At 34.9% G+C, this 25,875-nt stretch carries 30 protein-coding genes and 1 tRNA gene; 15 read left to right on the top strand and 16 right to left on the bottom strand.

Annotated elements, in window-relative coordinates; translation table 11 throughout:
- Position 1: 1 nt before the first annotated feature.
- The 3 genes from mltG to NAT50_RS00535 all read left to right on the top strand — a co-directional run bounded on the left by mltG (position 2) and on the right by NAT50_RS00535 (position 2,704).
- Entirely contained in the window at positions 2-1,027 is a 1,026-nt protein-coding gene (gene mltG / locus NAT50_RS00545; protein WP_250590423.1) for an endolytic transglycosylase MltG, read from the top strand.
- Between the two features lie 79 nt (positions 1,028-1,106).
- Positions 1,107-1,940 carry a DUF2279 domain-containing protein gene (locus tag NAT50_RS00540; RefSeq protein ID WP_317236664.1) on the top strand — a complete coding sequence of 278 codons (834 nt, stop codon included), beginning with the start codon at positions 1,107-1,109 and terminating at the stop codon, positions 1,938-1,940.
- A 119-nt stretch (positions 1,941-2,059) separates the two neighbouring features.
- Positions 2,060-2,704, top strand: coding sequence for a peptidoglycan-binding protein LysM (locus NAT50_RS00535; protein ID WP_250590421.1), 645 nt, complete (start codon positions 2,060-2,062; stop codon positions 2,702-2,704).
- Here NAT50_RS00535 and NAT50_RS00530 read toward each other — a convergent pair.
- From NAT50_RS00530 to dnaA, 3 genes are read right to left on the bottom strand one after another with little or no spacing between them, the layout of a single operon-like run.
- Complete coding sequence (locus tag NAT50_RS00530; protein WP_250590419.1) at positions 2,701-3,426, bottom strand: SAM-dependent methyltransferase; 726 nt, start codon at positions 3,424-3,426, stop codon at positions 2,701-2,703. The two genes, NAT50_RS00535 and NAT50_RS00530, sit on opposite strands and share 4 nt — an antisense overlap.
- A gap of 3 nt (positions 3,427-3,429) precedes the next feature.
- The gene (locus NAT50_RS00525) at positions 3,430-3,888 is read right to left on the bottom strand and encodes a low molecular weight protein-tyrosine-phosphatase (RefSeq protein ID WP_250590417.1); all 459 of its coding nucleotides are present in this window, start codon (positions 3,886-3,888) and stop codon (positions 3,430-3,432) included.
- The gene (gene dnaA, locus NAT50_RS00520) at positions 3,888-5,315 is read right to left on the bottom strand and encodes a chromosomal replication initiator protein DnaA (protein WP_250590415.1); all 1,428 of its coding nucleotides are present in this window, start codon (positions 5,313-5,315) and stop codon (positions 3,888-3,890) included. Before dnaA ends, NAT50_RS00525 begins: the two co-directional genes overlap by 1 nt.
- Positions 5,316-5,514: 199 nt before the next feature.
- On the opposite strand from dnaA, the gene NAT50_RS00515 reads away from it, so the two are divergent.
- Positions 5,515-5,916 (top strand): acyl-CoA thioesterase, encoded by a 402-nt coding sequence (locus NAT50_RS00515; protein WP_250590413.1) that lies wholly within the window; start codon positions 5,515-5,517, stop codon positions 5,914-5,916.
- Here the strand turns inward: NAT50_RS00515 and NAT50_RS00510 are convergent.
- Genes NAT50_RS00510 through ribD form a run of 3 tightly spaced genes read right to left on the bottom strand, consistent with a single transcriptional unit; the run spans position 5,913 to position 8,164 of the window.
- The gene (locus NAT50_RS00510) at positions 5,913-6,512 is read right to left on the bottom strand and encodes an IMPACT family protein (protein WP_250590411.1); all 600 of its coding nucleotides are present in this window, start codon (positions 6,510-6,512) and stop codon (positions 5,913-5,915) included. The genes NAT50_RS00515 and NAT50_RS00510 overlap by 4 nt on opposite strands.
- A gap of 42 nt (positions 6,513-6,554) precedes the next feature.
- Positions 6,555-7,163: an HAD family hydrolase gene (locus NAT50_RS00505; protein ID WP_250590409.1), complete on the bottom strand. Its 609-nt coding sequence runs from the start codon at positions 7,161-7,163 to the stop codon at positions 6,555-6,557.
- A complete protein-coding gene (ribD, locus tag NAT50_RS00500) occupies positions 7,160-8,164 on the bottom strand; it encodes a bifunctional diaminohydroxyphosphoribosylaminopyrimidine deaminase/5-amino-6-(5-phosphoribosylamino)uracil reductase RibD (protein ID WP_250591386.1) in 1,005 nt (334 codons plus the stop codon). The genes NAT50_RS00505 and ribD overlap by 4 nt, the downstream gene beginning before the upstream one ends.
- Before the next feature lie 28 nt (positions 8,165-8,192).
- Between ribD and NAT50_RS00495 the strand changes: the two genes are divergently transcribed.
- On the top strand, positions 8,193-8,678 hold the full coding sequence (locus NAT50_RS00495; RefSeq protein WP_250590407.1) for a GNAT family N-acetyltransferase: 486 nt from the start codon (positions 8,193-8,195) through the stop codon (positions 8,676-8,678).
- Between the two features lies 1 nt (position 8,679).
- Positions 8,680-9,534 (top strand): peptide chain release factor N(5)-glutamine methyltransferase, encoded by an 855-nt coding sequence (gene prmC / locus NAT50_RS00490; protein ID WP_250590405.1) that lies wholly within the window; start codon positions 8,680-8,682, stop codon positions 9,532-9,534.
- Positions 9,535-9,673: 139 nt separating this feature from the next.
- Here prmC and NAT50_RS00485 read toward each other — a convergent pair whose 3' ends face one another.
- Positions 9,674-10,915 carry an ABC transporter permease gene (locus tag NAT50_RS00485; protein WP_250590403.1) on the bottom strand — a complete coding sequence of 414 codons (1,242 nt, stop codon included), beginning with the start codon at positions 10,913-10,915 and terminating at the stop codon, positions 9,674-9,676.
- A gap of 255 nt (positions 10,916-11,170) precedes the next feature.
- Between NAT50_RS00485 and hisS the strand changes: the two genes are divergently transcribed.
- A complete protein-coding gene (gene hisS / locus NAT50_RS00480; RefSeq protein WP_250590401.1) occupies positions 11,171-12,595 on the top strand; it encodes a histidine--tRNA ligase in 1,425 nt (474 codons plus the stop codon).
- A 45-nt stretch (positions 12,596-12,640) separates the two neighbouring features.
- Here hisS and xerD read toward each other — a convergent pair whose 3' ends face one another.
- The 3 genes from xerD to NAT50_RS00465 form a co-directional block, all read right to left on the bottom strand.
- Positions 12,641-13,543, bottom strand: a complete 903-nt coding sequence (gene xerD / locus NAT50_RS00475) for a site-specific tyrosine recombinase XerD (RefSeq protein ID WP_250590400.1) — start codon at positions 13,541-13,543, stop codon at positions 12,641-12,643.
- A gap of 76 nt (positions 13,544-13,619) precedes the next feature.
- Complete coding sequence (locus NAT50_RS00470; RefSeq protein WP_250590398.1) at positions 13,620-14,246, bottom strand: outer membrane protein; 627 nt, start codon at positions 14,244-14,246, stop codon at positions 13,620-13,622.
- A 181-nt stretch (positions 14,247-14,427) separates the two neighbouring features.
- A complete protein-coding gene (locus NAT50_RS00465; protein WP_250590396.1) occupies positions 14,428-15,018 on the bottom strand; it encodes a porin family protein in 591 nt (196 codons plus the stop codon).
- A 291-nt stretch (positions 15,019-15,309) separates the two neighbouring features.
- Here NAT50_RS00465 and NAT50_RS00460 point away from each other — a divergent pair, with 291 nt between their 5' ends.
- Together NAT50_RS00460 and aroQ are read left to right on the top strand one after the other, a co-directional pair.
- Entirely contained in the window at positions 15,310-15,849 is a 540-nt protein-coding gene (locus NAT50_RS00460) for a porin family protein (RefSeq protein ID WP_250590394.1), read from the top strand.
- 72 nt (positions 15,850-15,921) lie between these two features.
- Positions 15,922-16,335: a type II 3-dehydroquinate dehydratase gene (aroQ, locus tag NAT50_RS00455; RefSeq protein WP_250590392.1), complete on the top strand. Its 414-nt coding sequence runs from the start codon at positions 15,922-15,924 to the stop codon at positions 16,333-16,335.
- Here aroQ and NAT50_RS00450 read toward each other — a convergent pair.
- The 4 genes from NAT50_RS00450 to NAT50_RS00435 form a co-directional block, all read right to left on the bottom strand.
- Complete coding sequence (locus tag NAT50_RS00450) at positions 16,332-17,102, bottom strand: sulfite exporter TauE/SafE family protein (RefSeq protein WP_250590389.1); 771 nt, start codon at positions 17,100-17,102, stop codon at positions 16,332-16,334. The genes aroQ and NAT50_RS00450 overlap by 4 nt on opposite strands.
- Positions 17,103-17,188: 86 nt before the next feature.
- On the bottom strand, positions 17,189-18,499 hold the full coding sequence (gene murA, locus NAT50_RS00445; RefSeq protein WP_250590373.1) for a UDP-N-acetylglucosamine 1-carboxyvinyltransferase: 1,311 nt from the start codon (positions 18,497-18,499) through the stop codon (positions 17,189-17,191).
- A gap of 59 nt (positions 18,500-18,558) precedes the next feature.
- Entirely contained in the window at positions 18,559-19,269 is a 711-nt protein-coding gene (locus tag NAT50_RS00440; RefSeq protein WP_250590372.1) for a DUF4290 domain-containing protein, read from the bottom strand.
- Positions 19,270-19,557, bottom strand: a complete 288-nt coding sequence (locus NAT50_RS00435) for a DUF493 family protein (protein WP_250590370.1) — start codon at positions 19,555-19,557, stop codon at positions 19,270-19,272.
- Between the two features lie 137 nt (positions 19,558-19,694).
- On the opposite strand from NAT50_RS00435, the gene NAT50_RS00430 reads away from it, so the two are divergent.
- The 5 genes from NAT50_RS00430 to NAT50_RS00410 all read left to right on the top strand — a co-directional run bounded on the left by NAT50_RS00430 (position 19,695) and on the right by NAT50_RS00410 (position 24,292).
- Positions 19,695-20,237: an AAA family ATPase gene (locus NAT50_RS00430; protein WP_250590368.1), complete on the top strand. Its 543-nt coding sequence runs from the start codon at positions 19,695-19,697 to the stop codon at positions 20,235-20,237.
- A 72-nt stretch (positions 20,238-20,309) separates the two neighbouring features.
- On the top strand, positions 20,310-22,208 hold the full coding sequence (locus NAT50_RS00425) for a RecQ family ATP-dependent DNA helicase (protein WP_250590366.1): 1,899 nt from the start codon (positions 20,310-20,312) through the stop codon (positions 22,206-22,208).
- On the top strand, positions 22,208-23,158 hold the full coding sequence (gene fmt, locus NAT50_RS00420; protein WP_250590364.1) for a methionyl-tRNA formyltransferase: 951 nt from the start codon (positions 22,208-22,210) through the stop codon (positions 23,156-23,158). Before NAT50_RS00425 ends, fmt begins: the two co-directional genes overlap by 1 nt.
- Before the next feature lie 180 nt (positions 23,159-23,338).
- Positions 23,339-23,614, top strand: a complete 276-nt coding sequence (locus NAT50_RS00415) for an HU family DNA-binding protein (protein WP_250590362.1) — start codon at positions 23,339-23,341, stop codon at positions 23,612-23,614.
- Between the two features lie 117 nt (positions 23,615-23,731).
- Positions 23,732-24,292, top strand: a complete 561-nt coding sequence (locus tag NAT50_RS00410; RefSeq protein WP_250590360.1) for a YqgE/AlgH family protein — start codon at positions 23,732-23,734, stop codon at positions 24,290-24,292.
- Here the strand turns inward: NAT50_RS00410 and NAT50_RS00405 are convergent.
- Positions 24,289-25,098 carry an aminotransferase class IV gene (locus tag NAT50_RS00405; RefSeq protein ID WP_250590358.1) on the bottom strand — a complete coding sequence of 270 codons (810 nt, stop codon included), beginning with the start codon at positions 25,096-25,098 and terminating at the stop codon, positions 24,289-24,291. The two genes, NAT50_RS00410 and NAT50_RS00405, sit on opposite strands and share 4 nt — an antisense overlap.
- Positions 25,099-25,161: 63 nt before the next feature.
- Entirely contained in the window at positions 25,162-25,554 is a 393-nt protein-coding gene (locus NAT50_RS00400; RefSeq protein WP_250590356.1) for an START-like domain-containing protein, read from the bottom strand.
- Between the two features lie 149 nt (positions 25,555-25,703).
- Here NAT50_RS00400 and NAT50_RS00395 point away from each other — a divergent pair.
- Positions 25,704-25,777, top strand: a tRNA-Met gene (locus NAT50_RS00395).
- Positions 25,778-25,875 lie beyond the last annotated feature (98 nt).

Below are 25,875 nucleotides of genomic sequence, written 5' to 3'. Positions count from 1 at the left end.
ATTGAATAAAAAGAAAATCTTAATCGTGTTCGCTGTTGTTTCAGTGGCATTGGCAGTATTTGCTTATAGCAAACTTTTTTTAAGTAATACAAAATTTGATAAAGACCAGGTTTATGTTTTTGTGCCTACAGGTTCCACTTATGAGGATGTGTTGAAAATTATTTCTCCATATGTGAAAGATGTAGATAATTTTAAAATGATTGCTCAATTGCGTTCGTACGATGAGAATGTCTTTCCGGGTCGATTTTTATTCAAGAAAGGAACAGGAAGTTTAGGTTTGGTAACCGCTTTGCGCCGCAATCAGCCTTTAGATTTAGCCTTTAATAATCAAGAAAGTTTAGAAAAATTGGTTTCTCGAGTTTCTTCCCAAATTGAAGCTGATAGTTTGAGTTTGATGAAGGCTATCAAAGATTCTGCTTTCATGGCTAAAAATGGTTTTAATGAAGAAACAGTTCTTGGAATGTTTATTCCCAATACCTATCAATTTAAGTGGAATACTTCAGCAGAAAAGTTCAGAGATAAAATGCTAAATGAGTTTCAAAATTTCTGGACTGATGAAAGAAAGGCAAAAGCGAAGGCTTTAGGGTTAACGCCAATCGAAGTAATTACTTTGGCTTCAATTGTTCACAAAGAAACAGTAAAAATCGACGAACGTCCGACAGTAGCAGGAGTATATCTGAATCGTCTAAAAATTGAAATGCCTTTACAAGCGGATCCTACCATAATTTTCGCAATGCGTCGTCAGACAAATAATTTAGATTTGGTAATCAAACGCGTAAAAGGAGATATGCTAAGAATTAACTCTCCTTATAATACTTATACCAATGTAGGTTTGCCTCCGGGACCTATCGCAATGCCTGATATTTCTGCAATTGATGCAGTTTTAAACCCTAAAAAACACGATTATATCTATTTCTGCGCTAGCGTGGAACGATTCGGTTATCATGATTTTACGGCTTCTTACGAAGAACACATGGCTAATGCTAGAAAATATGCGGAATGGGTAAGCAAATTAGGTATCGAATAGTTTTTTGAGGACTTTTTTACACATACTAATATCGCTCTTTTCGGTATCGCTCTGTGCTCAAGTCGGAATTAATTCTTTTTTGAAACTGTCGGATTCTATTAATAAAACCAGAAAAAATACGGTTTTAATTGCAGAAATTGGTTTGGCCACGACGGCTCTAGTGGGTTTGAATCAGTTGTGGTATAAAGATTATCCTCGGAGCGATTTTCATTTTATCAACGACAATTCCGAATGGCTGCAAATGGATAAATTAGGCCATTTTTATTCTGCGTATCATTTAAACAGAATTGGCAGTGAAACCATGAATTGGGCCGGGGCATCAAAAAAACAACAATGGGTATACGGTTCGGCTTTAAGTCTAGGTTTTTTGACTACCGTTGAAATTTTTGACGGTTTTTCTGAAAAATGGGGCGCATCCCCGGGAGATATTATAGCTAATTTGTCCGGAACGGGATTATATGTTTCTCAGGAATTATTGTGGAAGGAGCAACGAATTGTGCCTAAATTTTCATTTCATACTACTCAATACGCTGCCATGCGTCCCGATGTTCTGGGAGCATCTTTTCAAGAACAAATACTAAAAGATTATAACGGACAAACCTACTGGTTGTCGGTCAATTTGCATTCTTTTTTTAAAAATTCGAAAATCCCAAAATGGTTTAACTTGGCTCTGGGATACGGAGGCGAAGGAATGGTTTTTGGTGAGGATTTCGCAAGTAACGATCCAAATTTATCTTACATAAAAAGGAAACGTCAGTTTTATTTGAGTTTTGATGCTGATTTGACAAAAATCGAAACGAAATCCCATTTTTTGAAGACTTTATTCTCAATTGTTAATAATTTAAAAATCCCCGCACCTACTGTAAAACTAGGCTCTGACAGAGATGTTGACTTTTACGGTTGCTATTTTTAATCGAAATTAACAGATTATTAAGGATTTACGTCGTATCTTTGCTGTCTATTAATTTTCTGGCGATGATAGAAATTCCTAAAAATACGTTCGGATTTCTTAGTTAGAAGAAAATTATTATCATGACAAAAAAACAAATATTCTATCTTGGATTATTTGCCTCAATCATCACATTAAGTTCTGGTTTTAGACCATTTCAATCTGAATTATTTCCTTGGTTTCATGTATTTGAAAAGGAAATTACCTACACAGTACCTACCGAAGTAGAAGTTGGCCAAACATTTTTTGATATTCCTTTCACGGGAAAAACTTTTGTTGGTTTTCAGCAACGTTTAGCTGTGCGTGAATCGCAAGGAAAGTATCATAAAGTGAATACATTTGGTTATCTTGGTAAGTACCAATTTGGAACCCAAACTTTAGAAGAGTTAGGGATTCATGACGAACAAAAATTCCTGAGGAGTAGAAAACTACAGGAAAAAGCCTTCATAGCTTATTTGGCACGTAATAAATGGGAATTACGCAAAGAAATTGCTAAATATTCCGGACGCGTCATAGGAGGTATTACTATTACTGAATCAGGTATTCTAGCTGCAGCTCACTTAGGAGGACCAGGAGCTGTAAGACGTTTTTTACGATCGGAAGGCCGTAGAAAATTTGTAGACGGTTACGGTACTTCGGTTACCGAATATCTTCGTGAATTTGCGGGTTACGATACCAGTTTTATAGAGGCAAATAAAAGAGCAAAAGCAAAACACTACACGTATTAGTAGTTTTTGTGAATGATGAAAATACAAGGTCGGTTATGTAAATCGACCTTTTGTTTTTTCCAGTCCTTTACCGCTAATGTTTTGATATATTCTGTTGGAAGGGTAATGTCACAAGCGATGCAAAGATTAGTGTTCGGTTGTAATATGTTTAAAAGGTCTTCAAGCAATTTATTGTTTCTGTAAGGTGTTTCGATGAATAATTGCGATTGATTTTTGTCAAAAGATAATTTCTCGAAATTTTTTAATGCCGATTTTTTCTCTCCCTTATCAATCGGTAAATAGCCATTAAAAGCGAAACTTTGTCCGTTCATTCCCGACGCCATTAATGCTAATAGTATTGAACTAGGACCTACTAAAGGCACCACTTGAATTCCTTTTTCGTGGGCAAGTTTTACGATTACCGCTCCGGGATCAGCGACACCAGGACATCCAGCTTCGCTCATTAACCCAACGTTTTGTCCGTTCAGTAAGGGTTGAATGAATTCTTGAAACTCATGGCTTTCAGTATGCTTGTTGAGTACCGATATTTTTAATTCAGGTTGTTTTTTTTCAGGATGAATACTTTTAATGAAACGACGTGCCGTTTTTTCGTTTTCAACAATGTAATGATCTACAAAATCGATGGTACGCTTAATAGTTTGTGGTAAAACATCTTCAGGGTTCATTTCGCCCAAAGTGGTGGGAATTAAATATAGCTTTCCTAAAAATGTAATAGGTTTCATAAATTAAGGATTCAGAAGTTTTTTAGCAATACTATCACAAGCTTCATCCAACATTTTAAACACTTTTTCAAAACCATCTTCCGATCCATAGTAAGGATCAGGTACATCGACTCTTTCCCCTGGAAAAATTTCTTCAAGGATCAATTGAACTTTGTTTTGATGTGTTTCGTTAGAAGCAAGATTTATTACGTCTTTGTAATTTTGGTTATCCATAACAAAGATGTAGTCAAAAATGTCGAAATCTTCTTTTTGAAATTTTCGAGCACGTTGTTGAGTAATATCAATCCCGTATTTTTGAGCGATCTGTATAGAACGCTTATCGGGTAATTCTCCAGCATGCCAGCCTCCAGTGCCAGCCGAGTCGATATGAAACGTATCGTTTAATTTCGAAAGCAAGATGCCTTCAGCAAGTGGGGAACGACAAATGTTTCCCAAACAGACTAGGAGTATTTTTTTTGACATTATAACGATAATTTTTTATTGATATCGTCAACAAATTTTTTGAATTGTTTGTCTGTGGTAACCAAATTGTCTACTGTTTTACAAGCATGTAATACCGTTGCGTGATCTCTATCGCCAATTTGTGAACCAATATTAGCCAACGAAGCTTTAGTGTATTTCTTGGCAAAAAACATTGCCAATTGCCTAGCTTGTACTACGTGACGTTTTCTAGTTTGAGATTGTAAAGTAGAAACATCCAATTGAAAATAATCAGAAACTACTTTTTGTATATAATCAATAGAAATTTCACGTTTTACATTCTTAACAAATTTCTCAACAATTTGCTTCGTAAGATCTATGGTAACTTCCTTTTTATTGAAAGAAGATTGGGCAATTAAGGAAATGATAGCTCCTTCGAGTTCTCGAACGTTCGATTTGATATTGCGTGCTACATATTCTATAATATCTTCTGGCATTTGCACACCATCACGATATAAAATGTTTTTTAAGATAGAAACTCTAGTTTCGTAATCCGGTTGATGTAATTCTGCTGATAATCCCCATTTGAATCGAGATAGTAAGCGTTGCTCAATATCTTGCATATCTACAGGTGCTTTATCTGAAGTCAAAATCACTTGTTTTCCGTTTTGGTGTAAGTAATTGAAAATATGGAAGAACACATCTTGAGTTCCTGATTTTCCAGATAAAAACTGTACATCATCAATAATCAATACATCGATTAATTGATAGAAGTGGATGAAATCGTTTCGGGTATTTTTCTTAACCGAATCAATATATTGTTGTGTAAATATTTCAGCTGAAATATACAAAACGGTTTTTTCAGGATATTTATCTTTAATTTCAACACCAATAGCATGCGCTAAGTGTGTTTTTCCCAATCCAACTCCACCAAAAATTAACAATGGGTTAAAAGAAGTTCCTCCCGGTTTATTGGCTACAGCCATACCCGCACTACGAGCCAAACGATTTGAGTCCCCTTCTAAGAAATTGTCGAAACTGTAATTTGCATTAAGTTGTGATTCGATTTTTATGTTTCGAATACCAGGTATAATGAAAGGATTTTTTAATTCCGGATTTTTTTGTTGAACCGGAACGTCAATTTCCTGAGTTTTTACAGGTTGACGGGTTGCACTTGGTAATTGTTCTGTAAATGGAAGTTTATTACCATAAGTATTTTCCATTTTGATTTTATACAGTAACTTCGCGTTTTTACCAAGTTCTTTTTGTAATGCTACCTTTAATAATTTAACATAGTGTTCTTCTAACCATTCGTAGAAGAATTTGCTGGGTACTTGAATATAAAGTGCGTTGTCTGTAAGCTCTACAGCCTTGATTGGTTCAAACCAAGTTTTGTATGCTTGCTCCTGAATATTATCCTTTATGAAAGATAAACAGTTTTCCCAGACTGATTCTGCAGTTTTATTCATTGTATGCATTCTTATATCGTTAGTTTTAAAGGTTTTACTTGGCGAATTTTAGGCCAAGATTTTTTGTAGATTGGGATAGCAAATATGGATTATAAAAAGTGTAAAAAAAAATTTTTTTCGTATTGATTTTATGGAAAAAATGTCGTAATGAGTTTTATTGGTGTTTCCGAAAGGTTATTAAAAAGTAAATATTTGGTTAATGAAAATACATGAATTAAAAGTTAGGGTTCGTTATGCTGAAACCGATCAAATGGCAGTTGTTTATCACGGTAATTATGCTCAATATTTCGAGATGGGTCGCGTGGAATGGCTTAGAAATCTTGGGGTTTCCTACAAATGGATGGAAGAAAACGGGATTATGCTTCCAGTAGTTTCTCTGACGATGAATTATAAAAAACCAGCGCGTTATGATGATGAATTAACGGTAAGAACAATCTTTAAAAGTCAGACGTCGGTGAAGATAGAATTTGAATATGAAATTTACAATCAGGAACAAGAGTTATTAACAACTGGAAGTTCAGTGTTAGTATTCGTAGACATGAAAACAGGGAGGCCAACTTTGCCGCCGGATTATGTTTCTGAAAAATTAGCTGGGATTTAAATTTCGGAAATTTCTACTTCAAATAAATTCGTAAAAATGTCGAGAACCATCTCGGCATTTTTTTTTCGGGTGGCGATCTCTATCTGGCAGTTTTCTTCCATTTTCTGTGATACTATTGTGAGGTTTTTCTCTTTAATAATACGCATCACTTTGTTCATGTTTTTGTAATCAAAAGTTACAAGGAAATGGACATCGATAGTTTTTTCGATGATTTCAGAGGCTTCAATTGACATCTTGGCGCTTTCACGATAAGCGTTAATTAATCCTCCAACACCTAGTTTTATGCCACCAAAGTAACGTACCACGACAATGAGGATATTCGTTAAGCCAAAAGATTGAATTTGTCCATAAATAGGCATTCCGGCACTGTTGTTGGGTTCTCCATCATCATTAGCTCGATACTGAATTTTAGTAGTGCCTATTTGGTAAGCATAACACCAGTGTCTGGCTGAAAAATGCTCTTTTTTTAGTCTTTCAAGGTGGTGTTTTACTTCGTCTTCGGAAGTTACAGGAAAAGCATAGCCGAAAAACTTACTGTTTTTTTCTTTGTATAATGTTTCGGTCGAAGCGCTCGCTATTGTTTTGTAGGTATCCAATGAAGTTCTTTTTCGGCTTCAAAAATACTTATTTTTTAAAATTTAAACAGGAATTTCTTTTTTGGAAAACAAATCTACGACATCTTCCTCTCCAACTTGTAAATTCCAAACGTGCATTCCTAAAGAAGAAGCAATGTCGGTATTTTCTTTTTTATCGTCAATGAACAAGGTTCTCTTCATGGATAAATCGTGCTTTCTGATGATGTAATGGAACGCTTCCGGTTCGGGTTTGCGTAAACCGATTTCAAAGGAAAAGTAGATTTTTTCGAAACATTGATAAAACTCTCGTGCAAAGGTGTGTCCTACTTTGTGTTCAAATTTTGCAATGTGAATTTCGTCAGTATTGCTGAGTAAAAATAATCGGTATTTGTGGGATAATTTTTGAAGAAATTCGAGTCTGTAGAGTGGGAAATCCAACAAAATGGAATTCCATGCCATTCGGATGTCATCAATGGATGCATTGGGCATCATCTTTTTCATTTCGATCATGAATTGAGACTCTGTTATTTTTCCTTTTTCGAGTTTTATATTAAGTTCATCCAATTCACTGTTCCAAGAAGGGAGGCCTAGATTTTGTAAGGCATTCAGGGAAGCATTTTTGTTAAGATTTATTAATACATCGCCAAAATCAAAAATAATAGTGTTAATCATAGTCTAGAATAAATTAAGAGTTGGTCACATCCTATTTTTTGTTCCTTTATTATTTTTCCAGTGATTTTTGGGGCTATGGTTCCACTTGAAAAATGCGTAATTCCTTTAAAAACTTTTGCTTCATCCCACAATTGGGCATCGATAAAAGTTTGAATGGTTCGACTTCCTCCTTCAATGATAACCGATTGAATTTCCTTCTTAAAAAGGTAATCGCAGACTTCTTTGGCAAGGTTTTGCGAGAAATTTATTTCCTTTTCTGTGATTAAAATCGTAGGAGCCGAACTATCAAATATAGCATTTTCTTTTGAAATTCGTTCTTTTTTGTCTAAAACTATTCTAACAGGATGCTTCCCTTTCCAATCGCGTGCGGTCAAGGAAGGGTTGTCATCTATGGCAGTTTGCGTACCTATCAAGATTCCTTGTTCTTCGGTTCTCCATTTGTGTACCAATTGTCTAGAATACGAATTGGTAATCCAAACAGGTTTCTGTTCTTCTTTACTATCCGGTGCAATATAGCCGTCTTCTGTTTCGGCCCATTTTAGTATAATGTAAGGACGCTTCTGATTGTGGAAGGTGAAAAACCGTCGATTGAGTTCGTTACATTCGTCTTCCAAAACACCTACGGTTACATTTTTACCCGCTTCAATCAGTTTTCTAATGCCATTTCCTGCTACTTTGGCAAATGGATCACGAGTGCCTATAACAACATTAGGGATATTTTGAGCTACTATTAAATCGCAACAAGGCGGGGTTTTTCCAAAATGACTGCAAGGTTCTAAACTAACATAAATTGTTGATTGGGAGAGCAAAGACTTATCTTTTACAGAATTGATCGCATGAACTTCAGCATGAGGTTCACCCGCTTTTTTGTGCCAACCTTCACCAATAATTTTTCCGTCGTATACGATAACACTGCCCACTAGAGGGTTAGGATAGGTGGTTCCTAAACCATTTTTGGCCAATTGAATGCAGCGTTTTATATATTTTTCATGTATCTTCACCACACAAAAATAACTATTTCTATTTATAATGAGTCAGCCTATAATAAGAGAAATCCAAAAAGAAGATAACCCTCACGTAGCCCGTTTAATTCGTAGTATTTTTGAAGAGTTGGGAGCGCCTAAAGTAGGTACAGCTTATGCGGATCCTCAGTTGGATTTTATGTTTGAAAATTACGATGTTCCCAGTGCTTCTTATTTTGTAATAGAACAAGATGGAGAAATAATTGGAGGAGCTGGTGTGGCCGCTTTAGAAGAAGGCATGCCCGAAATTTGTGAATTACAAAAAATGTATTTTTTACCTCAGGCCCGTGGTCTAGGATTAGGAGCTAAGATGATGCAAACATGTCTGGATCGAGCTCGAAGTTTTGGTTTCAAAAAATGCTATCTAGAAACATTACCTATGATGGAAGCGGCTCAGAAACTTTATGTTAAATCGGGTTTTGAATATTTGAAGGAACCTCTAGGAAGTACTGGACATTCGAGTTGCCCCGTTTGGATGATTAAAGAGTTATAAAATGCTATTAAGAACATATAAAAATCAGTTCTTTAAAGAGTTGTCTTCGGTTTATGAGGAACAGGAAATAGAAAGTTTTTTTTATATTTTGTTGGAAGCCTTTCATCAAATGAAACGGGTTGATTTGGCCTTGAATCCGGAGACAGAATTGGATGCCATACAATTGTTGCAATGGGAAACGGTTTTGTCGCAACTCAAAGAGGAAAAACCCATTCAATATATCTTAGGTGAAACGGAGTTTTTCGGATTACCATTTTATGTTAATGAGCATACGTTAATTCCACGTCCTGAAACGGAAGAATTGGTAGAGTGGATTTTGTCTCATAGCCAACAATCCAATTCCAAAGACATTAAGATTTTAGATATTGGTACCGGAACCGGTTGTATTGCAATTTCTTTAGCCAAACATATAGCTAATGCTCAAGTATTTGCTTTGGATGTTTCTGAGAAAGCATTGCATATCGCTCGAAAAAATGCCGAACGAAACAAAGTCGAAATTACTTTTTTGCATCAGAGTATTCTAGAAACCGAAGACTTAGGACAAGTGTTTGATATCATTGTTTCTAATCCACCTTATGTAAGGAATTTGGAAAAAGAAATGATGAAGAAAAATGTGTTACAATACGAACCTCATTTAGCACTATTTGTAGAAGATCACGATGCATTGTTGTTTTATCGAAAAATTACAGCATTAGCGACTCGAAATTTATCTGAAAAGGGTCAGTTGTATTTTGAGATCAATCAATATTTAGGAACAGACATGGTTGCTTTGTTAAAGCATAGTGGATTTGAAAATATCGAATTGCGAAAAGATATCTATGGTAACGACCGAATGATTCGGGGTGTTTTAGCGTAAACGGTTTAGAATAATTAATTTTTGTTTCCTGGTCAATATTTTAAAAATTCAAGTATTTCACTCAGGAAAAAGTTGAATTTTAGAAATCTTAATTTTAAGTAGTAAATGTAGATTTGAACATTACTTCTCAATAAGAAGCCTATTCATATCGTAATGCTTCAATAGGGTCTAATTTTGCGGCTTTCATAGCAGGATAAGAACCGGAAACAACCGCTACAATAAAACAAACGATAAAAGCGGAAAGGATAGCAAGCCAAGGAATAGTAAATTGAAAATCTATGGCAGTAGCAATTCCAAAACCAATAAGGATTCCTAAAACTACACCGATAAGGCCTCCCAATTGTCCTATAACCATAGTTTCAATAAAAAACTGCATAGCAATAGTGCTTTTTTTAGCGCCTAAAGCCTTTCGCGTTCCGATTTCTCGGGTTCTTTCAGTTACCGAAACTAGCATGATATTCATTAGTGCAATAGTAGAACCAAAAATGGTAATAACACCGATGACCCATGCTGAAATTCCTAGATATTGAGTAATCCCTAATATTTTGTTAATCAAATCATCACTACGAGAAATAGCAAAATTGTCTTCTTCTACAGGATTCAATTTGCGTACTTTTCGCATCGTTATAGTAGCATTATCAATGGCATCGTCTAGGAGTTCTTTACGATCCACCATCACGCTCGTTGTGTAATTAATGTTCGGTGCTGTAAACAATGTTCTAGCGACTTGAATCGGAATCAAAACTCTTAAATCTTGACTGTTCCCAAAGGTAGATCCTTTTGCTTTCAAAACACCAATAACTTTAAACTTGGCGCCTCGAATAGAAATAGTCTGATTAATAGGATCAACATCTTTCAAGAGTTCCTTTTCAAAATCGGAGCCTAAAACGCACACATAACTATTGTTTTCAATATCAAAAGAGTTCAGGTTTCTTCCCTTCACCACTTCAAGTCCAGAATTAGGAATATAGTTGTCATCTACACCTATTACAGATACTTCGGGATCTGTTTTGTCATTTTCAAATTTTACTTCCGCATTGGCTGTGGCTGTAAAAGAAATGGAAGTGTGGGTAAACGGATAAGTAAATCGTTCTCTAAACGCTTTTGCTTCGGGGTAAGAGATAATTGGATTTATTTTCTTTATTTGTCCACGACCTTCAGTTCGTATCAAATTACTGTATTGATTTACCGTAAACGTATTGGAACCCATCGAGGCAAAATCTTTCGAAATCGTGTTGTCTAAGGCAGATACCACAGTCAAAATCCCTACCAAAGCAGTAATTCCAATGGCAATGATCAAAACGGTTAAAATCGTGCGTAGCAACTGCGCTCTAACAGAGCCCAAAGCAATTTTTACGTTCTCTTTAAATAATCCAATCATACATAATAAGTCACGAGTTCTTGTTTTTTGTTACAATCGGTTTCAAAATTTTAGTATTCGTACAAAATGTAAGATATTTGCGAAGAATTTCAGGAACGAAAAGTCCGGGCATTTTTGCCGTCCCTTTTCCTGCTTTCGCCTTAATCTGTCATTACATGACAGGATATCGGCTCTATCAGGGTTAGTTGGCAAACGTCTCGCATTTCCTTTTTATCTAAAATTCGAAGAAACTAAATTAGTCTAAAAATCTGAACAATGGCCCAAAAACCAAGCATTCCTAAAGGAACCCGTGATTTTTCTCCAGCCGAAGTGGCAAAGCGCAACTATATTTTCAATACCATTCGCAAACATTTCGAATGTTTCGGTTTTCAACCTATCGAGACACCTACTTTTGAAAACTCGGAAACGTTAATGGGTAAATATGGAGAAGAAGGGGATCGTCTTATCTTTAAAATCCTGAATTCAGGAAACTTTTTATACAATAAAAATAAAATAGAACTACCAAGTTCTATCCAAGAATTACAGACCAATTCCGCAGAAACAATTACGTTGGAGCAACGCATCGAACTCAATAGGTTTACTAGTCGTATCTCGGAAAAAGCATTACGATATGACTTAACGGTGCCTTTTGCCCGTTATGTGGTGCAACACCAAAACGAGATTGAATTTCCTTTCAAACGTTATCAAATTCAACCGGTTTGGAGAGCGGATAATCCGCAAAAAGGACGTTTCAGAGAGTTTTATCAATGCGATGCGGATGTGGTTGGATCTACTTCTTTATGGCAAGAGGTTGAATTGGTACAATTGTACGATGCTGTTTTTACCGATTTGGGTTTAAAAGGGGTGACTATTAAAATCAACAATCGTAAGATTTTGTCGGGAATCGCCGAAGTCATTGGTGCATCGGATAAATTAATCGACTTCACTGTAGCCTTAGATAAATTAGATAAAATCGGTGAAGAGGGAGTGAAAAATGAAATGTTAGGCAAAGGCATTTCCGAAGAAGCAATTCAGAAAGTTCAACCTCTATTTGGTTTTAACGGGACTATCGCAGAGAAAATAGAACAACTTTCATCGTTATTGGCTTCTTCACAAGAAGGATTAAAAGGTGTTGAGGAATTGAAGTTTATCTGTGAAAATGTTGCTGAAATCGGATTGCAATCGGCTCATTTAGACCTAGATGTTACTTTGGCAAGAGGATTGAATTACTATACCGGTGCTATTTTCGAAGTAGCAGCTCCTGCAGGAGTGGCTATGGGCTCTATTGGCGGCGGCGGTCGTTATGATGACTTAACAGGAATCTTCGGTTTAAAAAATATGAGTGGCGTTGGAATTTCTTTTGGATTAGATAGAATTTATCTAGTGGTAGAAGAGTTGGGCTTATTCCCAGAAACAGTAACATCAACGTCTAAAGCTATTTTCTTGAATTTTGGAGAAACTGAGGCTAGATATGCTATGAAGGCTATTGCTAAACTTCGAACAGAAGGAGTTAAGGTTGAAATGTATCCTGATCAAGCTAAAATTGGAAAACAATTTCAGTATGCTGACAAACGTGGTATTCCTTATGCTGTAATTGTAGGTGGAGAGGAAGTTGAAAACAATCGTTACACTATCAAAAATTTAGCTTCAGCAGAACAACAAACGGTTACTTTTGAAGAGTTATTAAAGTTATTGAAATAAATAATGCATCACCAATACATGAAAATTTTAATCATGTATTGGTGTTTATTTTTTGTTTCTGGGATGAAAGGTCTGCATGACTTGGTTCAAATGTTTTCTGTCTACGTGCATATATATTTCTGTAGTGGTTATAGATTCGTGACCGAGCATGAGTTGAATGGAACGCAAATCGGCACCATTCTCTAATAAATGGGTAGCGAAGGAATGCCTGAAAGTATGTGGACTAATGTTCTTGTTGAGGTTGATTTTCTTGGCTAAATCTTTGATAATCGTAAAAACCATCGCTCTAGATAATTGTTTTCCCCTTCGATTTAAAAACAATGTATCGCTAAATTCTTTTTGTATCGGGAGATGTCTCCGCACTTCATTTTTATAGATCGTTATATATTTTTGAGTTAACGGACTTATGGGAATAAATCGTTGTTTGTTTCCTTTTCCGGTTACTTTGATAAAACCTTCGTCAAAAAACAAATCGGAAATTTTAAGAGTAACAAGTTCCGAAACCCGTAAGCCGCATCCGTATAAAGTTTCGAGCATGGCGCGGTTGCGCTCTCCTTCATTAGTGCTAAGATCTACGGCGCCAATAAGATTGTCGATGTCTTTAATACTGAGCGTGTCCGGTAATTTTCTTCCCAAACGAGGTGCTTCAATTAGTTCTAGAGGATTATCCTGGCGATACTCTTCAAAGATGAGGTAATTAAAAAAACTTTTCAGTCCCGACAACAAACGTGCTTGACTTCTGGGGTTGATTTGTTTTGAGGTATGGTAAATAAACTCTTGTAAGGTTTCTTCTTTTATATTTAGCGGTGATACCTCGATAGCATTGTCGATGAGGTAGTGTTGAAGTTTTTCTACATCTAATACATAACTTTCAATGGAGTTTTTAGATAATCCCCGCTCGATTTTTAAATAGGCTTCAAAGTTTTTAATGTAACTACTCCAATTCATAGGGGCAAGTTAAGAAAAAGATAGGCATAAAAAAATCCCGAAAAAATCGGGATTTCGTTTGTTTTGTATGTACAAATTAGAATTTGTAAACTAAACCAAAGTTGATATTAGTTAAATCTAAACCAATATTGAATCCGCTGTCAGCTTTAGCTCCGCTTACATCCATTTTTGAATTTGAATAACCAATAATTCCAACTGAAGTTTCTAATGCAAAGTTGTCAGAAATGAAATAGTTGAAACCTGGTGCTACATTAGCAGAGAAAGTGATAATATCTGGAGAGTTAACACCAATAGGAGCTACTTGTCCTAAAAATCTAACATACTCAGTATTAGTATTTGCATAGTTTACATTTAATTCAGCAAACGGAGCAAATTTTGAAGTTTTCAAATAATATCTACCAAAAGCACCAAAAGAAGTTGTTTTGTTTTCTATTTTTTGATTGTTACTGTTTGCTTTGATTTGAGAGTTGCCAAATCCTAATCCTACTCCAACTGCAATATTTTCTGAAACAAAATAACCAAATTTTGGAGCTACTACAAAAGAAGTTTCTTTTGCATCTAACGATTTTAAATCATTTGTACCAAATGAAACAGTACCTGATAAAAACATACTACCTTTTCCGAAACCTTCTGCAGAAGATTCTTGCGCATTAACAAAACCAAATGCAAATACTGCAACAGCAGTGAATAATAATTTTTTCATAAGTTTATTATTGTTAAATAAATTTCCGCAAAAGTATAAAAGATCTTGAATTTATAATTTTTTGGAATAGAAAGTTATTAACATTTTTAAGGTGTTTTTAATTAGTTAGGTTTATAACTTTTCTAGATAAAAAAAAGGCCACCTTTTGGGTAGCCTTTAATACATTGTGAAATATTTCTAATTAGAATTTGTATCCAACAGATAAAGATAAAACATTACTTTTTGAATCGAAATCATTCTCATCGATAATGTTAGTCATTCCTAAATTGTATCTGATACTACCAAAAATATTTTTAGTAAAATCATAACCAGCACCTAAGTTTAAAGAGATTGCAGTAGATTTTGAATCGTCTTTAAAATCTGCAACAGTCTCACCGTCGAAAGTAGCTTCAGCTTTTGTTAGAAATCCGATTTGAGGTCCAGCTTCGATGCTTAATTTTTCAATTGGATAAAACTTTGCCATAACTGGAATATTAACATAAGCTAAATCCCAAATCAATTTTTCACTTTCACCACTAACGTCTTGTTTACCACCTTCAACAGAGTATAAAATTTCTGGTTGTATTGCAAATTTATCAGATAATTTTATTTCTGCAAAACCTCCAGCATTAAATGATGTTCTCATTTTCATGTCTGAGTTTACAAAAGCATTTTCAAGATCTCCTGTTAGAGTTCCTAAGTTTAAACCAGCTTTAACACCAAATTTAACATCTTGTGCATTCGCAAAACCAAATGCAAATACTGCAGCTGCAGTTAATAATAATTTTTTCATAGTCTGTTTTTATATTAAAATTGTACTGCTAAAATACTAAAATTCAGGACTTTGATGTGTAGCTTGTTTCAAAGTTATTAACAATTTTAACAGGTATTGTCATACATCGAAATAATTGGTATTTTATCGATAAAATCACCAAAATTAAGGAGGTGATTTTTTTAAGAGTAAATATTTTTCTGAATGATTTTTTATGTTAAAATTAAATTTGAAAGTCAATTTTACCTTATCAAATACAATAAAAATACTTTTTCGGCATTATTTTCGTTAAGGTTGTTAAAAACAAGTGTTATGAAAAAATGGATTTTTACAGGATTGTTGGTAGTGGCATGCTCCACTATCGGTCAGGCTCAGTTGTTAAAAATAGGAATTAAAGCCGGAGCTAATTATGCGAATTTTTCTGGTTCCGACTTACAAACAGATGCAATTACGAGTTATCATGCGGGATTGAGCGCGCAGATAAAATTAGGAGATTCTTTCTCCGTACAACCGGAAATTATGTACTCGACGCAAGGGGCTTCATATGATAATTTGAGTGAAGAGGTAAAAGCAAAATTGGGATACGTTTCTCTTCCATTAATGGCTCGTATACACATGGGGAAAACAGTGAGTTTAGATTTAGGTCCTCAATTCTCTTATTTACTTTCAAAAGATGTCGATTTTGATACCGATATTAACGAGTTTGATTTTGCGGGAGTTGGTGGTTTAACAGTGAATGTAACTGAAAAAATCTTTATTCAAGGAAGATATGTTTTGGGATTAACTGAGATTTCTAAAAATGCTGATGCAAAAAACTCCGTAGGACAGTTATCCGTAGGATTTGTGTTTTAAATTAATATAATATTGAAGACTAACCATTCTGAAATACGAATGGTTTTTTTATTTTTACCAAAAATCAACAGCATGAAAATCTTAATCATTAACGGGCCTAATCTTAATTTACTAGGAAAACGTGAACCTGAAATTTACGGTAATCAAAATTTCGAATCGTATTTCAGAACTTTACAATCGAAATTTTCAGGTGTAGTGTTAGAATATTATCAGAGTAATATTGAAGGAGAGTTAATCGATAAGTTACAAGAGGTTGGATTTAGTTATGACGGAATTGTGCTTAATGCAGGAGCATATACCCATACTTCTGTAGGGATTGGTGACTGTATAAAAGCCATTCAAACGCCTGTGGTGGAAGTGCATATATCCAATACGTTTTCAAGAGAAAGTTTTCGCCATCAATCGTATATTTCCCCGCAAGCCAAGGGCGTGATTATTGGTTTTGGCTTACAAAGTTATGATTTAGCCATTCAATCTTTTTTCTAACTTTTAAAGAAAATATCGTAACTCAATCGGATTAAAGTACCTATTACTACAATCAGGAAGAAGATTCGAATGAACTGATTTCCTTTTTTGATGGCTAATTTGGCTCCTAGCCATCCACCCAATCCGTTGCACACTGCCATCGGTAAGGCAATCAACCAGATGATTTTCCCTTTGATGATGAATAGGGTCAAAGAGCCTACATTGGAAGCCAAATTGACTAACTTGGCATTGGCTGAGGAATGTAAAAAATCAAACCCTAGGAGAGAGATGAAGGCCAAAATTAAGAAACTTCCAGTACCCGGACCAATGAATCCATCATAGAACCCTATGACAGTGCTAATGAAGATTCCTAGAAAGATCATCTTGTTTTCGGAAAGTTCTTTGGGTTGGTGGGTTCCAAAATCTTTTTTCAGAAAAGTATAAATCGCTACTCCGATCAGAACTATAAAGAGTAAAGGTTTCATGAAGTCATTACTCACTAGAGTTAGAATATGACTTCCTAAAAAAGCAGCCAAACCAGAAAAAAAAGCCATAATCAGTAATAGTTTCCAGTTCATTTCTACTTTTTTCAAATATTGCAAAGAAGCAATACTAGTTCCTGTAAATCCCGGTATTTTTAACGTTCCCATAAGATTTGATACGGGCTGGTGAGGTAATAAAATTAAGGCTACAGGGGTTTGTATTAATCCGCCACCACCGGCAATAGCATCGATAAATCCTGCCAAAAATGAGGCCATGCAAAGAAAAATGATAATGTAGGTTTCCATTGGATTGGGTTTTAAAAGTAAAATTCCAAATTCCAAGTCGGTAAAAACTGGAATTTGGAATCTTATACTAATACATTTAATTATAATTAAGCTCTAACAATGTTTGCGCCTAAAGCTCTCAAACGTTCGTCAATGCGTTCGTATCCTCTATCAATTTGTTCAATATTCTGAATAGTGCTTGTACCTTTAGCGGTCAATGCAGCAATTAATAAAGAAATACCCGCTCTAATATCCGGAGAACTCATTGTGGTTGCTTTTAACTGCGATTGGAAATTATGTCCCATTACCACCGCGCGATGCGGGTCGCACAATAAAATTTTAGCTCCCATGTCAATCAATTTGTCCACGAAGAATAAACGACTTTCGAACATTTTTTGGTGAATAAGTACATCTCCTTTGGCTTGAGTCGCTACAACTAAAACAATGCTCAATAAATCTGGAGTAAATCCTGGCCATGGCGCATCGGCAATAGTTAAAATAGAGCCATCAATGTCGGTTTTAATTTCATAACCATCATTATGAGCTGGAATGTAGATATCATCATTTCTCTTTTCAAGAGTAATTCCTAATTTTCGGAATACATTTGGAATAATTCCCAAGTTTTCCCAAGACACATTTTTGATGGTAATTTCGCTACGGGTCATTGCCGCCAAACCAATCCATGAACCTATTTCGATCATGTCTGGTAAGATTCTGTGTTCGCAACCTCCAAGGCTTTCAACTCCTTCAATTGTTAATAGGTTAGATCCAACCCCGGTGATTTTGGCACCCATTGCGTTTAGCATCTTACATAATTGTTGCAGATAAGGTTCGCATGCCGCATTGTAGATGGTTGTTACACCTTCAGCAAGAACAGCAGCCATAACAATGTTTGCGGTTCCTGTCACCGATGCTTCATCTAAAAGCATGTAGGTTCCTTTTAGACGTCCATCGACTTCAACACCGTAAAAGTGATCTTCTCTTTCGTATCTAAATTTTGCTCCCAAATTGATGAAACCTTCGAAATGGGTGTCTAAACGACGACGGCCAATTTTGTCTCCTCCCGGTTTTGGAATATAACCGCAACCAAATCGAGCTAATAAAGGACCTACAATCATGATTGATCCCCTTAGGCTTCCTCCTTCTTTTTTAAAGGCTTCGGTTTTAAGATAATCTATATTAACTTCGTCTGCTTGGAACGTGTAGTCTCCAGGACCATTTTTTTGGATTTTTACCCCTAAGTTTCCTAAAAGAACAATAAGTTTGTTAACATCAATGATGTCTGGAATATTAGTAATTCTTACTTTTTCCGATGTTAATAACACGGGACATAATACTTGTAATGCCTCGTTTTTTGCTCCTTGCGGATATACATCTCCTTTAAGAGGTTTTCCTCCTTCTATTTTAAAAGTACCCATGCGTATATTTAAATTTTGAATTAGAATTTGGTTACAATATGACCTAATCTAATTAAACTTTATTGTTTATTTTGGTTTTTATTAAATGGTTTTTTTCCGATATTTTTCGGAATAAATTTTTGTTTACCGCTATTGGTTTGAATTTTGTTAGACATGCGTTTGTTGGTACGCATTAAATCTTGAGTATTCGATAATTCTTCGGTGGTACTCATTAAATTTAACTTGCCTTGTGAAAGTTCATACAAGTGCTCAAAAATTACAGCATCGGTAACAGTGTCTTTGTTCCAGCTTAAGTAGGATTTTTTCATGTGATTAGCAATCACTCTCACTAAAGCTTGTTTCATTTCTCCTTCTTCCCATTCATTCGCTTTTTGGATCATGTAAGTAATGTTATTACCATAAAAACGATACTTAGGGAAATTTTGCGGATATTTTAAAGGCTCCGGTTTTTGATGCAACACCTCTTTAGAAGGAATCGGGTAAGGTGAATCAACATCTAATTCGAAGTTTGCCATGATAAATAGCTGATCCCATAACTTATGTTGGAAATCTGGAACATCACGTAGGTGTGGGTTCATGCTTCCCATTACCGAAATGATATATTTTGCCAATTTATTTCGTTCGTCACGGTCTTTCATTTCAACCGCTTGATCGATTAATTTATGCAAATGTCTGCCATATTCAGGAATAATTAGCGGTTTTCTTTCCGCATTGTATTCCAAATGCTCTACCACATCATTGGCGTTTTCTTTAGTATATTGTGTAACCATTTATAATGAGATTATACCTTCAATAGTTGAAACTTCTTGGTATTTTTTAATGATTTCGTCTGCGCTTGGCATGATTACATCCACCGAAATACTGGTAAAATTACCATTTTTAGATTGGCGTGTATCTATAATTGCTCCCATACAGTCAAATGCTTTTTCAACCGTCTGAATCTTTTCCTTATCGGTAGGGACTATAAATTTATATAAATATTTAGAAGGCCAAACTTTGTTAACGGTATTTAATTCTTCTTTTAAACGAATGTAAAATTCTGTAGTCTTTTTATCCATCTTCCGCATTAAAATAAACGCAAATATACGTTTTTTGACGTAACTAAGTTGTTTCTGTGGATTTGAAATGCTAATATTTTAATTCAATTTTCAAAAACCAAATAGTTTATTTAAGTTTGCACCCTGAAATTCGGGTTTTGAAAAAAGAAATAATTGTTATCACTGGCGGTCCCGGTACCGGTAAATCTACAATAATCGATGCGTTAATCGAAAAAGGATACTCGTGTTATCCTGAAATATCGCGTGAAGTAACTTTGGAGGCAAAAAGACAAGGAGTAGACCAGTTGTTTTTAACAGAGCCTCTCTTATTCAGTCAAATGTTATTGGATGGAAGGTTAAAGCAGTATCAAAACGCTCTTCAAGAATCTAGTTCTTTAGTTTTTATCGACCGAGGGGTTCCAGATATTTTGGCTTATATGCATTTTATTGGTGATGATTACCCGGATCATTTTGACCATTCTTGCCAAGAATGCCGTTATTCTAAAGTTTTTGTCTTACCACCTTGGGAAGAGATATACGAAAGCGATGAAGCTCGCTATGAAAACTTCGAACAGGCAAAAGTAATCTACGATCATCTTAAAAGTACCTATGCTAAATACGGTTATAACCTAACCGAAGTGCCAACAGGTACTGTGGAAGATCGAATTCATTATATTTTAAAGCATTTACAAGAAAGTTAAAAGCCGTAAAGTTGGAAGTTAAAAGTGAAATTAATTACCTTGCTGACTTCAAATAACAACGATACACTTTAAATGAGGGAAGAAGCTTTAAAAAATCTTCAAAAATATTGGGGTTACACTCATTTCAGACCTGTTCAAGAAAGTATTGTACGATCTGTTTTAGAAGGTCATGATACTTTTGGACTAATGCCTACTGGCGGAGGAAAATCTATCTGTTTTCAAATCCCCGCGTTAACATTTGATGGAATCTGTCTAGTTATTTCTCCTTTGATTGCTTTAATGAAGGATCAAGTGACTCAATTGCAACAGAGAGATATTAAAGCCATTGCGTTAACTGGAGGTATAAAGTCTGACGATTTAATTCAATTGCTAGATAATTGTCAGTTTGGGAACTACAAATTTCTCTATTTATCGCCTGAACGATTAGAGCAGGATTGGGTTTTAGAACGTATCAAAGCCTTACCTATTTCACTCATTGCTATCGATGAAGCGCATTGTGTTTCCCAGTGGGGGAATGATTTTAGACCTTCTTATTTAAAAATTAAAAATCTTAAAACTTTTTTTCCTGAAATTCCATTCATTGCCTTAACTGCCTCAGCTACTCCAAAGGTTCAAGAGGATATTATTGGCTTATTAGGCTTGAATGAACCTAAAGTTTTTAAACAGTCTTTCGCTAGAGAAAATTTAGGCTATCATATCTTGAAAGCTGAAGATAAACTCTATAAAATTCAACAAATTTTAAAAAAGAATCCTCAGCCTTCCATTATTTATGTTAGAAATCGAAAAAGTTGTCACGATTATGCTTCAAAATTAAAAGAGTACGGATTCCATGTTACGTTTTACCACGGAGGTTTACCTCTGAAAGAAAAAGAAGCCAATATGAATTCTTGGATGAAAGAAGAAAATCCAATCATGATTGCTACTAATGCTTTTGGAATGGGAATCGATAAGCCTAATGTTAAAACGGTAATTCACGTGAATTTGCCAGAAAGCTTGGAGAGTTACTACCAAGAAGCAGGAAGGGCAGGGCGAGATGGGTCTAAAGCGTTCGCAATTCTGATTCATTCTCCACAAGATGTTTTACGTGCGGAAAATCAGTTTTTAGATGTTTTGCCGGATGTTCTTTTCTTGAAACAAGTTTATGTGAAGTTGTGTAATTATTTCCAAATTGCTTTTGGAGAGGGAATAAACGAAGAGTTTTCGTTTAGTTTAAATCGGTTTTGTGTCAAATATCAGTTTCCGGTACTCAAAACATTTAATGCGTTACAATTTTTAGATCGTCAAGGAATAATTGGTTTGTCTAATGAGGTTTCGGAGAAGGTACAAATACGATTTCTTTTAGAATCTAAAGAAGTAATTCGCTACATTAGTTTGCATCCCGAGGAAGAACCAATTATTACAGCTATTTTAAGGGCTTATCCAGGTATTTTTGATCTTCAAACCAATATAAACACGGCTTTTATAGCAAAAAAAGCAAATGTAACCGAAGCGAAAGTCTTAACTTTGCTTGAAAAATTGGGACAAATACAGCTTTTAGAATATTTTTCTCAACAAAACGAATCTAAAATCACATTTTTAGAAGTTCGAGAAGATGATAGGACAATTAATAGGGTAGCCAAATACCTTGAAAAACAGAATAAGGTTAAAAAGCAACAGCTAGAATCGGTTATTCATTATGTTTCAGACGAACAGCATTGTAAAAGCAAGTTGTTGTTACAGTATTTTGGGGAACAAATCGCGGAAGATTGTGGGAAATGTTCATATTGTCTGCAATCTAATAAGAGTAGAAATCCGGAACAAGGTTTACAACAGCGGATTCAAAATCTTTTATTGGAAAAAGATTTGACGTCTAGAGAAATTGTTGCAACTCTTTCATTTGATGAAAAGGAAGTTCTAAATACTTTGAAACAAATGTTGGAAAATCATTTGGTATCGATTAATACAAAAAATCAGTTTACATTACAGAAATAATGGAAAAGTTAAAAATAGTTTTTATGGGAACTCCAGAATTTGCCGTGGGAATTCTTGATTCAATTGTACAACAAGGAAAACATGAAGTGGTAGGAGTTATTACTGCGGCGGATAAGCCAGCAGGACGTGGACAAAAAATTAAATATTCAGCAGTAAAAGAATTCGCGCTTGCTCACGGATTAACATTATTACAGCCTACTAATTTAAAAAGTGAAGAGTTCCTGTCTGAATTAGCTTCTCTAAAAGCTAATTTACAAGTTGTCGTAGCTTTTCGAATGTTGCCGAAAGTGGTTTGGGCAATGCCTAAATTCGGAACGTTTAATTTGCATGCTTCGTTGTTGCCTAATTATCGAGGAGCAGCGCCAATCAATTGGGCTATTATTAACGGAGAAACTAAAACGGGTGTGACTACTTTCTTTATTGATGATAAGATAGATACGGGAGCCATGATTTTGAAGAAGGAAACTCCAATAGGAGAAACAGAAAGTGCGGGTCAGTTACATGACCGATTAATGAATCTTGGTTGTGAAACTGTTTTGGAAACCTTGGAACTTATTTCAGAAGGTAAAGCCACAAGTACTATTCAGCAAGATACACCGGATATTAAAACGGCTTACAAATTAGACCGAGAGAATTGCAAAATTGATTTTTCTAAATCGTTGGAAGAGATTTTTAATCTAATTAGAGGTTTGTCGCCTTACCCTGCGGCTTATTGTAATTTTAAAGATGGTGATTCGGATTGGAATGTCAAGATTTATGAGGCTGAAAAAGTATCAGAATCTCATTCTTTAGAAAACGGAAAAGTAGTTGTTACCAAAAAGGAAATGAAAATAGCAGTTAACGGAGGCTTTATAAAAGTTTTGTCTATACAGTTTCCTGGAAAAAAGCGCATGAATATTCAGGAATTGCTTAATGGGATGGTGTTTTCTGAAGATGTAAAAGCCTATTAATAGCTTGATAATCTTTAAAAAAATCAAGTTTTGTTGTGGAAACATGAAATTTTATCAACAAAAATCCGAAGTTATCAACAAAATAAGCAAAAATAGCGCTAAGGTGTTGTCTAGTAAGGAAATCCTGCTAAATTTGTAAAGCTAACAATTAGTATTAACCAATCATTAATAACAATTATTATGAACAAATCAGATTTAATCGATGCTATGGCTGCTCATGCAGGTATTACAAAAGCTGCTGCTAAATTGGCTTTAGAATCATTCTTGGAAAATGTTGAAGGTACTTTGAAAAAAGGTGGTAGAGTATCTTTAGTAGGATTTGGATCTTGGTCAGTTTCTTCAAGAGCTGCAAGAGAAGGAAGAAACCCTCAAACTGGTAAAACAATCAAAATTGCTGCTAAAAACGTAGTAAAATTCAAAGCTGGTGCTGAATTAGAAGGTGCAGTAAACAAATAATAGTTTATTGAAAAGTTATAGAAAACCACGCATTGCGTGGTTTTTTTATGCCTTTTACCGATTTAATTTGTTTTTTTTACTAAAAAATAGTTAAATTTAATTCTAAAATTTAGCGATATGATAGCTGTAAAACCAAAAAAAGGACATTTGTTAGTTGCGGAACCTTCAATAGTGGGAGACTTATCTTTCAGTAGATCAGTGATATTGCTGGCGGATCACAACGATGAAGGTTCAGTTGGTTTCATTCTGAATAAACCCCTTAATTATACTCTCCATGAATTAATTCCTGAGATTAAGGCTACCTTTAAAATCTATAACGGAGGGCCAATTGAACAGGATAATTTGTATTTCATACACAATATACCGCATTTAATCACCGGGAGCATAGAAATTGCAGAAGGAATCTATTGGGGTGGCGATTTTGAATTGACTAAGAGCCTTATTAACGAAGGGAAAATAGGGCGTAACAATATTCGCTTTTTCTTAGGTTATTCAGGTTGGGATGCAGAGCAATTACAAAATGAATTAGAATCTAATTCCTGGATCATTTCTGTAAATAATTTACGCAATAAAATCATCGCTAAATCTCCAACGGACTTTTGGCGACAAAAAATCATGGAGCAGGGTGGAGATTATCTGATTTGGTCTAATGCCCCAGAAAATCCAATGTATAATTAGCCTAGACGAATTTTTGCGTTTATTTTCATAACCAGATTTTCGGCCAAAGCAGTCTGAAACTCCTTTTTACGATATTTTGTGATGGGTTGTATTCCTCTGATAGTATTTGTTATAAATAATTCGTCAGCTTTTTGTAAATCAAAAGGAGAAATTATAGCTTCTTTAACTTCAATAGATTCGATAGTTTTAGCGATGGCTAACACTTGTTTACGCATAATTCCGTTCAAACAGCCTTCTGAAAGAGGTGGAGTACTAAGGATGTTGTCTTTTAAGATGAAAATATTTCCATTCAAAGCTTCAGCCACATTTTTGTCATCATTTAATAAAATGCAGTTGTCTAATCCGTTTTCTTTCGCATAAATACTACCTGTTACATTAATGATTCTATTGGTAGTTTTTAGGGTAGAAATTAACTGTTTTGAGACATGAAAATCTTTGTAGATATCAACTTCGTAGGTTTCATTGTGCAACTGATACATTGGATTCTCGATTTTGTTAACCGAAATAATGAAATCAACTTCGTTTTGTTCGGGTAAGTATAAACCGTCTCCTTTTCTAAACACCGTGATTCTAGCTCTTGCAGAAGCCGCACAATCATTTTTATGAGCTTCTTCTAAGATAATGTTTTCAAAATGTTCCAGAGTAAAATCCATCGGGATCTCCATTCGCAGAATACGCATGGAGGCCATGAGTCTGAAATAATGGTCTTCTACAAAAAGTATTTTTTGATCTACGATTTTTACCGTTTCAAAAACGGCATCTCCAAATAAAAATCCTCTATTATTTTGTAATGAGTCGGTTTGCATAAAAAATCCCACTTCGTTGTTTGAACAAAGCGGGACAAATTTAAGTTTTAATATTTGGAAATCCTATACAGAACCAATAACGTGTTTTAGGTCTGAAATTTGGTTTTCCCAAAGCATTTTAGCTTCTTCTAAACCATCCTTTTCAGCAAAGTCAACTACCATTAATGATACATCTTTAGTGATGTCATCTTCGAGGATTCGTAATTCGAAGAAATATTCAGTGTCTTTGTTGTCTTCATCAATCCATTTGAATTTAACTTTTTCATCTGTTTTTTTTGAAAAAAGACGCGCTTTTTCTTCAGAATCATCCCAGCTAAAAGTGAAGAACTCACCTCGAGAGTTAACATTGTCTGCAAACCATTCCTGTAACCCTGAAGGAGTTGAAATATATTGATATAGTAATTGAGGCGATGAGTGGATTGGAAATTCCAATTCGTAACGTATTTTACTATCCATAGATGTTATTTTTTTTGGAAATATATAGAAATTACTTATCAAAAAAAAATATTTTAGAAATAAATATTTTTTCTTAAAATAAATTTGGAACAAACAATTTTAGTCTTATATTTGCACCCGCATTCAGCAAGGATGTGATACCAACATTTGGCGAGGTAGCTCAGTTGGTTAGAGCGCAGGATTCATAACCCTGAGGTCACGGGTTCAACTCCCGTCTTCGCTACAAAAAAAGTAAAACCTAACTATTTAATTAGTTAGGTTTTTTTTGTTTTTATACTTTTTCTATGATTTATAAATTCATGGTTTATCAAATAATGTTCT

Origin of the sequence: Flavobacterium luminosum (assembly GCF_023635005.1) — a bacterium.
GTDB lineage: Bacteria > Bacteroidota > Bacteroidia > Flavobacteriales > Flavobacteriaceae > Flavobacterium > Flavobacterium luminosum.
This window is presented reverse-complemented; position numbering and strand designations above follow the sequence as displayed.